This is a genomic window from Streptomyces sp. NBC_01267, from assembly GCF_036241575.1.
In the GTDB taxonomy this organism is placed as follows: domain Bacteria; phylum Actinomycetota; class Actinomycetes; order Streptomycetales; family Streptomycetaceae; genus Streptomyces.
In genome coordinates this window covers 5,065,299-5,079,771 of sequence record NZ_CP108455.1, presented here as the reverse complement: position 1 = coordinate 5,079,771, position 14,473 = coordinate 5,065,299, and the positions used below count along the sequence as shown (strand labels likewise).

Here is a 14,473-nt window from a genome sequence, read left to right as displayed (position 1 = left end):
TCGAACTCACGATAGTGTTCGCCCCGTTCCCGGGTCGACCCGCACCCCCGGACGGGAGAGAATCGAAACGCCGTGAGCGACACCACCGTCGGATTGTGCCGAATAGCTGTAAGAGCGCCTGAAAATTCCTATGAGTTGGGCATCCCGGTCGACGTACCGCTGGCCGATCTCATCCCCGTTCTCGTCGAGTACGCCGGCGGGGAGCTGCACGAGCAGGGCGCCGCCCATGGCGGCTGGACCCTCCAGCGGCTCGGCGCCGCACCCCTCGACGAGGAGGGGACCCCGCAGTCGCTGGAGTTGCGCGACGGCGAGACGCTGTACCTGCGCGCGCGTCATGAGACGCTGCCCGAGGTCGACTTCGACGATCTGGTCGACGGCATCGGCGATACGCTGCGGGCCCGGCCCGACACCTGGCGCCCCGAGCTGACCAGACGGCTGCTGATCGGGTTCGCCGTGGCCGGGCTGACCGCGGCCCTGTTCACCGTCGCGCTGCCCGGTCCTGCCCACTGGCGGATCGCTGCCGCCGCCGTGCTCGCCGTACTGCTGCTCGCCGGGGCCACGGCCGCGTCACGCGCCGTCGGGGACGCGGGGGCGGGCGCCGCCCTCGGGCTGATGGCCGTGCCGCATCTGGCCCTGGCCGGGGCGTTGTTGCCCACCGCCGGGCACGGCGAGTCCGTGTTCGGGCCCCGGCTGCTGGCGGGCGGCGCGGCAGCGGCCGGCGCCGCGGTCCTCGCGCTGGCCGCGGTCGGCGCGTTCGCCCCGCTGTTCCTCGGGGTCTTCACCGTCGCCCTGTTCGCATCGGTCGGCGGCATCGTCTGCGCGGGCGGTGTGCCGCTGTCGCACACGGCCGGATATCTCGCGGTGGGCGCGGTCGCCGCCGGGAGTTTCGTACCGGGGCTGGCCTTCCGGCTGGCGGGGCTGCGACTGCCACCGCTGCCGTCCAGCGCCGAGGAACTCCAGGAGGGCATCGAGCCCTTCGAGGCCGAGCGGGTCCGGGTGCGCGCCCGGCTGGCCGACGCGTACGCCACCGGCTGCACCGCCGCGCTCGGACTGGTCCTGGCCGGCTGCATCACGGCCCTGCTCACCGGGCCCGACTCCGACGGCTGGCCCGCGCCGGTGCTCGCCATGGCGCTCGGACTGCTGCTGCTCCTGCACACCCGGACCGTCGGCGGTGCCTGGCAGCGCCTGGTCATGGCGGTGCCCGGGGCGTACGCCCTGACACTCGCGGCCTGCACGGACGCGGTCGGAACCGGCATGCCGGGACGGCTGGAGGTCACCGGCATGCTGACGGCCGCAGCCGCGGTCACGGTGATCGCCGCCTGGACCGTGCCCGGCCGCAGGCTGGTGCCGTACTGGGGGCGCGCGGCCGACATGCTGCACAGCCTGACGGCACTGGTGCTGCTGCCGCTCGCGCTGCTGCTGGCCGGGGTGTTCGGCACGCTGCGCGGCATCTGGGGCTGACACCCCACCGGCGTTGAGATCCGTGAATCCCGTAGTGAGCCCAGTGAGGAACGTGCATGCAGTCCAGGCGTGACCAGGTCCAGGCCCATATGTTCGTCATGGGCCGGCTCTCCTCCGGCATGCAGCGCGCCGAGCCGGACGCACCCGACACCCCGACCGCCCGTACCTGGCGCGGCATCATCTGGGGCCTGCTGATCGCCTGCCTCGCCGCGCTGGTCACGACCTTGTACGGGCTGATCTCGCCCGGCGGGGCCACCTCCTGGCGCACCGACGGTGCGCTCGTGGTGGTCAAGGAGTCCGGGGCCCGGTACGTCTACATCGGCGGCACCCTGCACCCCGTGCTGAACGAGGCGTCGGCGCGGCTGCTGGCCGGGGACAAGCTGTCCGTCCAGCAGGTCGCCTCGGCCTCCCTCGGGGACACCCCGCGCGGCACACCGCTCGGCATCGTGGGCGCACCGGACGGGCTGCCGAAGGGCGCGCTCGACCGGGGCACCTGGTCGGTGTGCGCGGGCCGCAAGGACACCGGAACCGGCGGTACCAGCACGGTCACCTCGGTGGTGATCGGCGCCGAACCGGGCGGCGAAGGGCTGGGTGCGAAGGACGGCGTACTGGTGTCGTCACCCAGCGGAGGCGTCCAACTGCTCTGGCAGGGACGGCGGTTCGCGGTCGACACCAAACACGGTGGGGCTGCGGCGCTCGGCTGGGCAGGGACCACCGCCCCGTACCCGGTCGGCGATGCCTTCCTCACCTCGCTGGTGGCCGGGCCCGACCTGGCGGCTCCCGACGTGCCGGGCCGGGGCGGGGCCGGTCCCCAGCTGTCGGGGGCGGCGAGCCGGATCGGCCAGCTCTTCACCGCCGACGGCGGCCAGCGCTACCTGCTACGCAAGGACGGGCTCGTACCGCTGACCGACACCCTGCACCGGCTGCTGCTCGGCGACCCGCGCACCCAGGCGCAGGCGTACGGCGGCGGCGCGGTGAACGAACGCACGGTGGGGGCGGCCGACCTGGCCGCCCATCAGGTCCCGGCGTCGGCCGCCGCGGCGCTCGCCGCGGACCTGCCCGCCAAGGCACCGCATCCGGTGTCGGCCACCGCAGGTCAGGACGTGTGCGCGCGGGTCGCCTCCAGCGGCTCCGGGCACACCACGACGGTGGCGCTGGTCGCCGCCACGCAGGTGCCGGGCGGGGCGCCGGACGCCGAACCGGGGGTACGGGCCGGGTGCCTGGCCGCCGACCGGGTCTGGGTCCGACCGGGCTCGGGCGCCCTGGTGACGGCCCACTCCACGGCCGGGACGGGCTCCACCCGCTACCTGGTCACCGACGCGGGCGCCGCCTACCCGGTGCCCGACGACGACGCTCTCAAGCAGCTCGGCTACTCGGCGAGCGATGCCGTACGGCTGCCCGCACCGCTGCTCGATCTGCTGCCGACCGGGCCGAATCTCGACCCGCAGGCACTGGCGCAGGGCGGCATCGTGCGGGCCGACCTATCCGCCACGGAGGGCGCCGGGAGCAAAAGCGTTGCGGGCGCTCCGAAACAATCGAATGAACGATGCATCAATAATTGACGCCAAAGCTCAAGCGAAGATCAAATTCTGATCCAGCAGGGTCAGTTGAGCACTTCTGATGAGTATCGTGGCGACACATGTCCGAATCCTGACCGGAATGAGGCAACCACCATGGTTGACAGCGCGCCTGGACTGTTCAATCGGCAGCAAACAGACATCGACAAGGCCCGCACGGCCCTGGAGAACCACGTGGCCACCATGGCCCGCGCGGGCGCGACCGTGTCGGCGATCCACGACGACGTGCGGATGTCGTACGTCGCCGACTCGTCCAGCATCTTCAGCAGCAAGCTCCAGCAGTGGATGCAGTCGTACAACGACATCAAGGGCAAGGTCGACGCCCTGCACTCCTCGCTGATGGCGGCCGACACCATCCACAACTCCAGCGAGATGGACGCCTCCCAGTACGCGAGCGCGTGGGACGGCGGCGGCAGCGGCTACTACCAGGCCCTGTCCGGCTGATCCTCGGCCGACCCGCCTGCCAGCTCTGCCTCTTCACCCCCTCCCACACCTCCTGAAAGGACGACCGGACATGGCGGACGTCACACTCGAAGTCCAGCGCGCCAACGCGGCCATCGACGACATGGTCAAGGCCAACACGGACATGGTGAACGCGCTCACCGAACTGCTCAGCCAGCTCGGCCCCCTGAAGGCGTCCTTCTCCGGTCAGACCGCGACCGTGTACACGGACTTCCAGAACCAGGCCAACACCGCCATCGAGACGATGAACGCCCAGTTCGGCACAGGTCAGCAGGCCCTGAAGGAAATGGTCGACGGCCAGGTCGCGGGTGACAAGCGCGGCTCAGGGATGTTCTGACCATGGCCAAGGACGAGAACGACGACGGGGACACCGGCACCTTCAAGGTGACCGAGGGCTGGCTCAAGGGTGAGGCCCGCACCAGGGTCCTCGGACTCCAGGGCTGGCTCCAGTCGGGCCCCGACTACGCGACGCTGGGCGAATACGCAACCGAGTCGGGCGTCCACAAGGGACTCCTCGCGGGCTCGGGCACCCTGGGCCCCGACGCGACTCTGCACAAGGTGTTCACTCAGCTCTGTTCAAGTCTCAAGACGCAGCTGGACGTTCTCGGGGACGGTTTCACCACCATGTCGATCGACATGGCGACCGTCGACACCATTCTCCAGAACAGCGAGGACGACGCCGCCCTGACGGCGGATCAGATGAACCTGGAGCTGGCGAACGCCCTCAAGGAGTTCGGCGGCACTCCCACCGCTCCTCCCAGCCCGTAACTCCGGTACGCGGCACCGGCACCGTCCGACATCGGCATCGGGCGGTGCCGGACCGCCCGGCGCCTCCACCGCTCAACCTCCGCACTGCGCAACCGTCTGCATCACACCCGTAAGGAACCCGCCATGGCCACCCCCACGAATCCGGAGGACTCGTTCCCCGACCGGAAGTGGGAGGACGGACTCGCGTTCGTCGCCCCCAAAGACGGCGATCTGGCCAAGGTGACCAACCGCGCGGATGTGACCAAGGATCCGTGGTTCAAGAGCGATCACCGGGCCGTCTCGGCTGCCGATGGCGACGTCGGCACCCCCTCAGGCTATGACTACGGCTGGTCGCAGGGCTGGACAGCAAGTGGCGGAAAGAGCTACACGTACCAGATCGGGTTCAGCCTGACGCCCGAAGTCGGAGACAACGGCTCGGACACCCCTCTGTCCAAGTTCATCCACGAACCCTGGGCCATCATCGGGCCGCCGTTGAACACCCTGATCGGCAACTCCACGACCAGTGTGGGCAGTTTCGACGACGGTGCGATGATGCTGCGCAACGTTCTCAACCACATGGATTTCGTGGAGAACGACATCAAGGCGTGGGTGAAAGACATCAACGTGCCGGACTCCGAGATGCAGGGCACGGCGGCCGGGGCCTTCAAGCGGGTCCTCGTGGCCGTGCAGCAGCAGGTGGCGTACCTCCATCAGGAGGTGGTGAACCGCGGGGACATCCCGACTCTCATCGACAGTGCGCGTGTCAAGCTCCACGATGCGATGTTCGCACTGGTCACCGCGGCCGACACCTTCCGCAACGCCCCGGGCGGCTGGCCCGGCACCCATGTCCACGACACGTTCTTCAACGCCATGGCCGGCGCGACTCTCACGTTCAGCTCGGACAGGGGTTCCGTCACTCTCGACGTACCAGGACTCGGAAATCCGACCACGCCGGAATTCTGGTCCACGCTGGAGCAGAAGTCGAAGGACGCCTGGTTGAAGCAGGTGGCGGACGTGCTGGACACTGTCGCCAAGCCGCAGTTGGGCTACGTGCAAACCGCCTATCAGGCCGCAATCGACGTGATCCCGCCGAGCGCCCTCACCAAGCCGCCGTACCGCGATCCCAACGCACCGAAGCCACCCGGCGACAAAAAACCCCCCGGCGACGGCACCGGCGACAAAAAACCCCCCGGCGACGGCACCGGCGACAAGAAGCCCCCCGGCGACGACACCGGCGACAAGAAGCCCCCCGGCGACGACACCAACACCGGTGACAAGCCGCCGGGGTCGGGCATCACCGGGCCGCCGAAGACCGAATCCAACGTCCCGCCCCCGCCGCCGCAGTCGAAGACGACCGGTCCCCCGCAGACCAACGAGGGTGGTGGCGGCGGCAACACGCTGCTCGACAAGAACAACCAGCCGATCAAGGACTCGAAGGGCAACACCCCCGACATCCCGCCCGGGTCGCACATAGACCCCAAAACAAACCAGATCATCGGGCCGGACGGCAAGCCGGTGCTGGGCGCCGACAAGAAGCCCCTCATGGCTCCGGCGAACTCCCACATCGGCCCCGGCCCGTCGATCGGGAACAGCAGCAGCAACAGCAAGACCAGCCAGCAGCAGCTGAAGGAACAGCAGGAGCTGGCTGAGAAGCAGATCAAGCAGCAGAAGGCCAACCAGCAGCAGCAGCTGAAGGACCAGCAGGAACTGCAGGAGAAGCAGCTCAAGCAGCAGCAGCTCAACCAGCAGCAGCAGTTGAAGCAGCGGAAGGCGCAGGAGGCCCAGGAGGTCGAGCAGGAGAAGGCCTACCAGAAGGCCCTCTCCGGGATTCGCGGTGACGCCCGTACCGAGAGCAGCGGCAACGGGTACGGGAACAAGACCGGAGGCGGCGGCAGGAACAAACTGAACCTGGAGGAGCTGCCGCCCCGGGGCAACGAGCGGCTCCCCAACGGCCGGAGCATCGGCGACCCCAAGACCTCGGTCTCGGAGCGCGTCCGGACCCGCACCTCGGCCAACGAGCCCAATCTGGCCGCGGAGGAGTCCGCGGTCAGGCAGTCCTCCGCGATGAACCGCACGTCGTCCAACGGCCAGCCGATGATGCCTCCCATGGGTGGCGGAGGCGGCGGCGGGGGCGGCGGCGAGCGGGACCGTGAGCGCCGCACCTGGCTGGCAGAGGACGAAGAGACCTGGGGCACCTCCCAGGCAGCAGCACCGGGAGTGATCGGCTGATGGGTAACGGATTCCAGGAACAGCTCGACGAGATGATGGGAAAGCTCGCGGAACACCGCGATTCCCTCCTCGCGACCCAGCGGGAGCTGGCCAAGTACACGGTCACCGTGCAGTCGAAGGACCGGATGCTGACGGTCGTCGCGGGCGCCCAGGGCGACGTGCGGGAGATCAAGTTCCATACGAACGCGTACCGCGACATGGCGCCCGCCGAACTGGGCGCGGCGCTGGTCGAGGTCATCGGGCAGGCCAGGGAGCAGGCCGGGCAGAAGGTCCGCGAGACCATGATGCCGTTCCAGGGAGCGGGCGCCGCCATGCGCAAGTCGATGACGGGCGGCAGCGAATTCGACGACCTGATGGGCCCGTTGCGGGAGATGTGGCCGGGCCCCGAGGGGCCGGGCGGCACACCGGGCGCCGGACGGAAGGGCACAGGCAAGGCGTCCGGCGGCACACCGGGCACCGGGCGGAACGGCACGGGCAAGGGGAAGGGCGGTACCTCGGATGGCTGAGAAGATCACCACCATCGACCAGCTCAAGCAGCAGTTCGCCCAGTACCCGCAGATCGGGGAGCTGATCAAGCAGATCGGCGACTACCTGGCCCAGATCGACAAGATCAATATCGATGGCGGCGGCCAGGACGACGAGATCGCCAAGCAGTACCACGAGACCATCGACCCCGGTATGAAGCACCTGCACGACCTGCTGACCCTGCTCAAGACCCTGGTCGAACAGGTCGGGTACTCGGGATCCGACGTGATGGCCCTGTTCGACCGGGTCGAGGACGAAGCCAAGTCACTCGCGACCAGTTGGTCGAACGACTCCAAGTGATGAGAACCCACGGATGCTGACGCCCTCCCCCGCGATCGAGTGGATCATGCATGCCCTCACGGGCATGAAGTGGCCACAGGCCAACGAGGACGAGCTCCGCAACGCAGCGGATCTCTACGACTCCGTGGGCAACGACTACAAGCAGCTCGACGACCAGCTCGTACAGCTGCTCCAGAGCATCCGGCAGAACTTCGAGGGCGACGCGGCCACCGCGTTCCTCAATCTGGGCCAGGTCATCGCGGGCGGCAAGGACTCGTTCCTCGATGCGGCGGCGGAGCAGTCCCAGCAAATGGCGAAGACCGCCCGGGACACCGCGACCCAGGCCGAGTACACGAAATGGATGATGCTCGCCCAGCTCATCGAGCTGCTGGCCGAGTTCATGTACGCCATGGCGTTCTCGTGGGTGCCCGGCTTCGGTGAGGCACTGCTGGAGGGGCTGAGCTGGCGCACGCTCTTCACCCGGGTGTTCCTCAAGATGCTGATCAAGGAGCTGCTCAAGAGGATCGCCCAGCACGTCGCCCTCGGGGTCGGCATGGGCATCGCGATGGACCGCATCATCCAGATGGTCCAGATCGGCCAGGGCAACCGGGACAAGTTCGACAACAAGCTGCTGCTGGACGCGATCAAGTTCGGCGCGATCCAGGGCCTGGTCACCGGGCCGCTCAGCCTGCTCGCCCCGGGGATCGGCAAGTGGCTGGGCAACAAGCTCGGCAAGGGTCTGTCGAAGCTCCTCACCACGGAGCTGAAGACGCTCTTCAAGACCCTGGAGAAGGTCGGGGGCAAGGGCGGAGCCAATGACCTGGCCAAGAACGTGGCCAAGCTGCTGAGCAATCACGACCTCAGCCTCACCAAGGGCTTCACCAAGCTCGGTGGGAAGGAGGGCGCCAAGGCCACGACCGAGAACTTCATCAAGAACATGGGCAAGGAGTTCGCCAAGTCCCCCATCAACGGGTTCACGAAGGAGGAGTCCCGTCAGATCGGCAAGACCTGGGCCAAGACCGTCACCGAGCACTGGTCGGGCCCGACCAAGGGCGCGGCGGAAGCACTCAGCAAGGAACTCACCAGGGAACTGGGCAGCACGCTCGACAAGAACGCCCTGAAGGTGCTCGCCCATGACATGCCCCAGACCCTGATGCACATGGGTTTCCAGGGCAACAAGCGCTTCCGGCTGGGCATGGTCGGCAGTGGGCTGCTCGTGGAGTCCATAGGCCAGAACCTCGGTGAGGGTTTCTACAACCTGATCTACCAGGACGGCTTCTCCACGTCGTGGGACACCTTCGTCGCGGGCATGCTGACCGGCGGACTGAGTCACGGCGGCCACGTCTATCTCGTCCACCCCGTCGTGCATGCCATGTCCCACCACTTCGACACCTCGGGGCTCGGCGGCGGGTTCGACAAGGGCCTGGACAAGAACTTCGACCTGGACCTGCCCACGGGCCTGGACAAGAACGTAGCCGGGGACCTCGACGAACACCTCGATCATCTCGATGTGGAAGATGATCCCGATTACTTCAACATGAGCGACAGCGACACGGATTCGCTGTACAGCGACACCAGCACCGTCCACACGTCCCACGACCAGGTGACGCCGGTGAAGCCGGTGGCGACGACCTCCTCGGACTCGACGGTCCCTACGGTCAACCACACGAACGACGTTCAGCACACGAACACTTCGGACTCTTCGAACTCTCAGAACCACTCCGAGAACCCGGTGGCACCGGTCGCTCCCGTCCCGCAGGGCGCACCGAACACCTCCGTGCCCCCGGCCAACACGGCACCGACCACCTCGCCGAACCTGTCGTCCACCCACGCGTCGTCGCCCAACACCCCCCATGCGGCTTCCTCGCCCCGCCGTCCGAACCAGTCCCCCCTTCTGCCGAACAATGGCGAGGGCAGCAGCAACAACATCGAGCTGAAGCCCCTGCGTCGCCCGACTACGACAGAAACCACTTCCACTTCCACCGACTTCGACGCGTCGCTCACGCCGAACAACGAGTCGGTCACGGCCCCGAAGCCGACGGCGAACAACGTCACGGAGACGGTTGATGCCAACGCGACGGTTCCGGAGACGCCGCCCCCGCCGAAGCAGTTGCCCCACGACAACGTCGTCTCCACCGAGCACCGGGACAACTCGGGACTCGACACGGATCAGCTGCGGAACGACCAGTCCGACCAGAACTCCGCACAACAGCAACAGCAACAGCAGCAGTCCGGCCAGCACACCGATCAGCAGAACAACCAGCAGCCCAACCAGAACACCGACCAGCAGAACAACAACCAACAGAACAACAGCCAGGCCAACGACCAGATCACCGAGCAGACCAACCAGCAGACCAACGAAGAGAACCCGGGCGGCGACCCCGAGTACGACGACACCCTGACGCCCCCCGAGAACAACCCCAGAGACACCGCCGAGGGCTCCCCCCGTCCTCCCCTCTGGCAGCACGACGTCATCCAGTACGTCAGGAACCCCGAAACTCCCCGTCCCCCGACGACTCCGCTCCCCACCGGCTCCGCCGCAGGCCACAGCAGCACCAAGCTGCTTCAGCCGCGCCAGGGCGCGAGCATCGGCAGCAAGCTCCACACGATGCTCAACACCAGGCTCGGCCGCGAGCGCGCCGACGCCGCCCTGGCCAAGCAGATCGATGACGCGCTGGCCCGGAACCCGAGCTCGTTCCTCGGCGAGGGCCGCCGCTTCGTGGCCAAGCACAGCGTCCCCAACTCCCTCAAGGCGAGCCTCACCAAGGCGAAGCGGACCGTGGTGACCGTCACGGCCGTTCCGTACGCCGACGTGTGGACCCACCATCCGGACTCCGAGGCCCGCGACCCGCACAAGCTGGACACGTCCCAGCAGTTCCAGCAGCAGACCGGCACGAACACCGGCACCTCCCGGGGCACCAACCTTCAGGTCAAGCTCAACACGGGGGCACTGCCGTCGACGACCCGTGTGGTGGTGGAGGTCGGCGCGAACGCCGCCCACAACCAGAAGCATGTCGTGGGCACCCATGACCAGCGTTCGTACCAGCGGGAGACGCGTACGACGGGTGGCAGTGAGTTCTTCCGGCAGGACGTCTACTACCGGGTCGAGTTCCACAGGGAGGGCGTGGGATCCTTCGGCACCGGCGTCAAGAACGGGATGACGACCCGGGTCTCCAAGGGTTCCGCCGTGCCGAAGGCGACGGAGCTGCGCGTCCCGAAGCACTTCACCCCGCAGCCCGATGCGCACCTCGGCTCACCGAGCACCGAGGGCTTCGGGCCGGTCAAGTCGCTCTTCGATTGGGCCGTCCAGAGGATCGACGCCAAGCCGGGCACGCGCGAACACCAGCAGCTCAGCGACTACTTCTCCACGGAGCACTTCCACGGCATGGCCGACGAGCTGGCCCGCGGTCCGCTGCCGCCGCTCGACGTGCGCAAGAGCAACGGCACGTCCGCGGGCCGCTTCGAGGTGGGCAAGGCGGTGTCCGGCCAGCACCATCTGATCGAGGTCGTGGACGACGCCGAGCTGCGCATCACGGATCAGATCACCGTGAAGAACGAGGTCCTGGTCCAGGACAACCGGCGTTACGTGGTGACCTTCTTCGGCGGCTCGCGGTTCGCCATCCCGACCGATCATGCGCCGAACCTCTTCATGCAGCTCGGGCTCACCCTGCAATACAGCCACGATTCCAGCGAGGTCTCGCTCCAGGGCGGGAACGTGGGACGCAAGATCACCGGACGGGTGAAGGGCAGCCCGACGGCCCTCTACCTCCAGGAGATGAAGGTCCCCGTCACCATCGACGGCCATGAGACGACCCTCGACACCTGGAGCCTCGTACGGCTGCCGGTCCGCGAGGCGCGCGAGCGGGCGGGCTGGGACCCCGACATCCGTACCCGCCCCGAGGGCAGCGAGCCGCCGCTGCCCGCGAGCTGGCGCAACGGCGACTACGACCTGACACACACCAGGGCCACCGACCTCGTCATCGGCAACCGCCACTCCGACGATCCGGCGTCCCCGCACGTACTCGTCGACCAGGTGCTGGACTGGATCGGCCGGACGCACGGCGACTCGGTGCTGGTCGCCCCCCGCCCGGGTACGGACCGGGCCAACCTGCGCGGGCAGTGGAACAAGTTCACCCAGTACATCAGCGGTGAGCGGAGTCGGGCCGAGCAGAACACCCGCATCATCATGGCCAAGTTCGACGAGCGGAACCTCGCGGCCACGCTCAACGAACTGGCCCACGACGGGCTGTCGGTCAAGCTGTTCGGCCGCTCGCTCACCAAGCAGCGCTTCTTCGACCTGAACCTGAAGGTCGATCTCGCCCCGCCGGTCTACCGCGGCACCGACCGTAACGAGATGACCCGTCAGGCCATCAACGCCGGTGAACGCATGGGTAATTCACACAGCACCACGCACAGCTACGGGGCCCAGGTGGCCGCCACCCTGGAGTTGCGCTCCGGGGCGACGCTCCCGAACGGTACGCCGGAGCACATCGGCGTGCTGGGGGTCAAGGGCGGCGCGAACCGCCAGCACACCCGGAGCACCGGCAGCATGGGGACGGCCGGCCGCGAGGACGTGACGGCCACTCCGGCGGGGGTGCACTCCTACCGGGCGACCGGCACGTTGAAGGCCACGCTGGTGGGCGTGGACCAGTGGCACTCGCCGTACCGGGCCGTGACGCTCGGCCGGGCCAACCGCACGCTCCACGGGCCGGCCACCGTGGGCGGCCACGGCGCCACACTCGGGGACTTCAGTGTGATGCTCCACCTGTCGGAGCAGCACGCGCCCAAGGTCGACCCGCACGCGGAGGGCGCGTTCAACCCGTACGCGACCGACCGGGAGACCACCTCCCGGCAGCTGCGGCCGGACGAGACCGAGGATCTGTGGGCGCCGTCGGAGTGGCAGCGCGGTGACTCGCTCAAGAACATCCCGGTGATGACCCTCTTCGTGCCGACGGACACGCACATCCAGTCGGCGGGCCCGCTGGTCGCGAACCGGGCCACCCGCGGCGAGTGGACGCTGACCACTCCGGGGACCAGCCAGCACGAGCGGATGAAGAACGCCTTCAGCTCGATGTCGCTGACCTCCGACGCCGACCAGGTGTTCTCCCCGACGGGCAAGCAGCTCAACGACGTACGCGCCCCCGGTTTCCTGTACGGCGCGACGGGCGACATCCGGCTCGTCGGACGGCGTGGGGAGCCGACCGCCGTGGGCGGCCCCGTCGATCTCAAGCCGGAGCAGAACCGGAGTCTGGACCTGGCGATCTCGGGGGGAGACGGCAAGGGCTGGGTGCTGTCGATCGACCTGAACGCGGGGCACTTCCCGGCGCAGCAGACGAATCCGCCCACCACGACGCGGTACGGCGTGGGCTACACCCCGTTCCAGCGCTCCACCATGACCTCGAAGGGCGCCGGCCGGACCACCGGACGGTCCGTCAATGTGGTGCCGGAGAACGGCTATTGGGTCCCGGTCACCACGGACGCGGAATACCGCTTCGAGATGAGCAGCGACAAGCTCGGTGTCTTCACCCCGTTCCGCTCGGCGCTGCCCGCATGGACCGGGCAGCTGGTGAACAAGGCGAACGCCTGGCGCGGGCTGGTCACCGAGCAGGCGGCGCACGCGCTGGGTCTGTTCAGGACCGGTGTCGACACGGTGCCCAGCCTCGCCACCGGAGCGGGCACCTGGTCGCACCCCTCATGGTTCAAGCAGAGCCCGCTCGGGGTCTTCCCGGTGTCGGCGCCGAACGGGACCGATGCGGGGCGGGCGCAGTTCAACCAGACGCTGCGCAATCTGCGGTTCACCCGCAACAGCCTGGAGTCCATCAGGACCCTGCTGTCCGAACGGCACGGGCAGGCCCTGGTCGAGGCCGGCATTCCGCAGCAGTACCGGGGCCGCGCTCCCTGGCGCGGTTTCAGCGACAGCCTCCCCTTCGGGGGCAAGAACTACCGGGTCACGGTGCAGCAGGTCCCCGGCACCCGGACGGTCAAGGACTTCGGCTTCGGCGATGTGGAGAACGGCCACTCCGTCGCCACCAGCAACAGCGCGTCCCGGGGCGTCAACCGCTCCAAGGGTGTCTCCGCGAACATCACCGAACGCATCACCGGGCCGAACGGTTCGACGGGCGGTCCACTGCTGAACGCCGGTGACTCGCAGGGTCAGAGCGCCTCCGAGAGCACCTCGCAGTCGGACACGGTGTCGCAGACCACGGTGCTCCCCGGCCCGGTCGCCACCGTCTCCACCTCGTACGACGTCGTGGTCACGATCGTGGACAACAAGGGCAACACCGTACTGACCCACACCTGGGAGGCGGGCAGTGCGGACAGCCAGGAGCCGCTGGCCCTGCTCAGGCCGGGCGGGGAGCGCGCGGGCGATGTGTACACGGTGCCGCCCGTCTCCGTGGACGTGCTGCCGTCGAGGAACGTGACTCCGGGGAATGTCGGTCGCCTCGTCACCGACCACGTGGCCGGCGCCAAACGCCCCGAAGCACTGGTCCCCGGCAACGGGGTGCACTTCACGCGGGTGCTCGGCTCGGAGAATGTCGAGGCGCTGGCCCACATCACCCTGGCGAAGGCCCAGACCCCGCACCTCAACGGCGGTCACGCGGGCAAGGGTCCGGAGACCCAGGGGGTGCTCACCGGTGACCAGCTGGTCCAGGCCCGTGCCAAGGCCGCGAACGTCAAGCTGCTGGCGCCCGGCAAGGGCGGCGGCGACACCCTGACGTCCGGCACCAACGAGCTGTCCCTGACCGGTTCGCTCATCGACGGTTCGGCGCTCGGCGAGAACGGCTACCAGCCGCTCGGCCTGGTCGACGACGCCCTCATCGGCGGCTCCACCGGATCCCTCCAACTCCACCCGTCCTTCGACCTGTCGGGGGCCAAGCTGCTGGCGACGGCCGACGTACGGATGGAGTACGCCACCGGCACGAGCGAGAGTCACGACGTCGGTGAGGGCGACTCCGGCAGCAAGAACCGCGGGCTGGGCGGTGACGCCATCGGGGCCGACTCGCACAAGACGACGTATCAGATCACCCCGGTCATCGCGCCGGGCGTCAACGCGTCGGAGGAGTACAAGTTCAACGAGGCGACCGCCGCCAAGATCAATATGAAGCCGGACACCGGGCGGGCCTTCCTCTTCTCCGTACCCACGAAGTGGCTGGCCGTCGCCGGGGTGCACCGCCACTTCAAGGACAGCTCGG

9 protein-coding genes (1 of these 9 running past the window's edge) are annotated in these 14,473 nt (G+C 68.4%); all 9 read left to right on the top strand.

Annotated elements, in window-relative coordinates; translation table 11 throughout:
- Nucleotides 1-72 precede the first annotated feature (72 nt).
- The gene (eccD, locus tag OG709_RS23400) at nt 73-1,461 is read left to right on the top strand and encodes a type VII secretion integral membrane protein EccD (protein WP_250299849.1); all 1,389 of its coding nucleotides are present in this window, start codon (nt 73-75) and stop codon (nt 1,459-1,461) included.
- 56 nt (nt 1,462-1,517) lie between these two features.
- Nucleotides 1,518-3,023 carry a type VII secretion protein EccB gene (eccB, locus tag OG709_RS23395; protein ID WP_250299846.1) on the top strand — a complete coding sequence of 502 codons (1,506 nt, stop codon included), beginning with the start codon at nt 1,518-1,520 and terminating at the stop codon, nt 3,021-3,023.
- A 111-nt stretch (nt 3,024-3,134) separates the two neighbouring features.
- Nucleotides 3,135-3,482 (top strand): hypothetical protein, encoded by a 348-nt coding sequence (locus OG709_RS23390; RefSeq protein WP_250299844.1) that lies wholly within the window; start codon nt 3,135-3,137, stop codon nt 3,480-3,482.
- A 70-nt stretch (nt 3,483-3,552) separates the two neighbouring features.
- Nucleotides 3,553-3,837, top strand: a complete 285-nt coding sequence (locus OG709_RS23385; protein ID WP_250299842.1) for a WXG100 family type VII secretion target — start codon at nt 3,553-3,555, stop codon at nt 3,835-3,837.
- A gap of 2 nt (nt 3,838-3,839) precedes the next feature.
- Nucleotides 3,840-4,268, top strand: a complete 429-nt coding sequence (locus OG709_RS23380) for a hypothetical protein (protein ID WP_250299840.1) — start codon at nt 3,840-3,842, stop codon at nt 4,266-4,268.
- Nucleotides 4,269-4,391: 123 nt separating this feature from the next.
- The gene (locus tag OG709_RS23375) at nt 4,392-6,476 is read left to right on the top strand and encodes a hypothetical protein (protein ID WP_250299838.1); all 2,085 of its coding nucleotides are present in this window, start codon (nt 4,392-4,394) and stop codon (nt 6,474-6,476) included.
- Nucleotides 6,476-6,982: a YbaB/EbfC family nucleoid-associated protein gene (locus OG709_RS23370; protein WP_250299836.1), complete on the top strand. Its 507-nt coding sequence runs from the start codon at nt 6,476-6,478 to the stop codon at nt 6,980-6,982. The genes OG709_RS23375 and OG709_RS23370 overlap by 1 nt, the downstream gene beginning before the upstream one ends.
- Nucleotides 6,975-7,301: a hypothetical protein gene (locus tag OG709_RS23365; RefSeq protein ID WP_250299835.1), complete on the top strand. Its 327-nt coding sequence runs from the start codon at nt 6,975-6,977 to the stop codon at nt 7,299-7,301. Before OG709_RS23370 ends, OG709_RS23365 begins: the two co-directional genes overlap by 8 nt.
- A 13-nt stretch (nt 7,302-7,314) precedes the next feature.
- Nucleotides 7,315-14,473: the start of an EndoU domain-containing protein gene (locus tag OG709_RS23360; protein WP_329167643.1), read on the top strand. The gene runs 24,305 nt beyond the window's last position; only the first 7,159 of its 31,464 coding nucleotides appear in the window; it begins with the start codon at nt 7,315-7,317; its stop codon lies beyond the right edge, outside the window.

Coding starts and splice junctions, on each gene's coding strand:
- eccB (WP_250299846.1), top strand. CDS start 1,518: ATGCAGTCCAGGCGTGACCAGGTCCAGGCCCATATGTTCGTCATGGGC.
- OG709_RS23390 (WP_250299844.1), top strand. CDS start 3,135: ATGGTTGACAGCGCGCCTGGACTGTTCAATCGGCAGCAAACAGACATC.
- OG709_RS23385 (WP_250299842.1), top strand. CDS start 3,553: ATGGCGGACGTCACACTCGAAGTCCAGCGCGCCAACGCGGCCATCGAC.
- OG709_RS23380 (WP_250299840.1), top strand. CDS start 3,840: ATGGCCAAGGACGAGAACGACGACGGGGACACCGGCACCTTCAAGGTG.
- OG709_RS23375 (WP_250299838.1), top strand. CDS start 4,392: ATGGCCACCCCCACGAATCCGGAGGACTCGTTCCCCGACCGGAAGTGG.
- OG709_RS23370 (WP_250299836.1), top strand. CDS start 6,476: ATGGGTAACGGATTCCAGGAACAGCTCGACGAGATGATGGGAAAGCTC.
- OG709_RS23365 (WP_250299835.1), top strand. CDS start 6,975: ATGGCTGAGAAGATCACCACCATCGACCAGCTCAAGCAGCAGTTCGCC.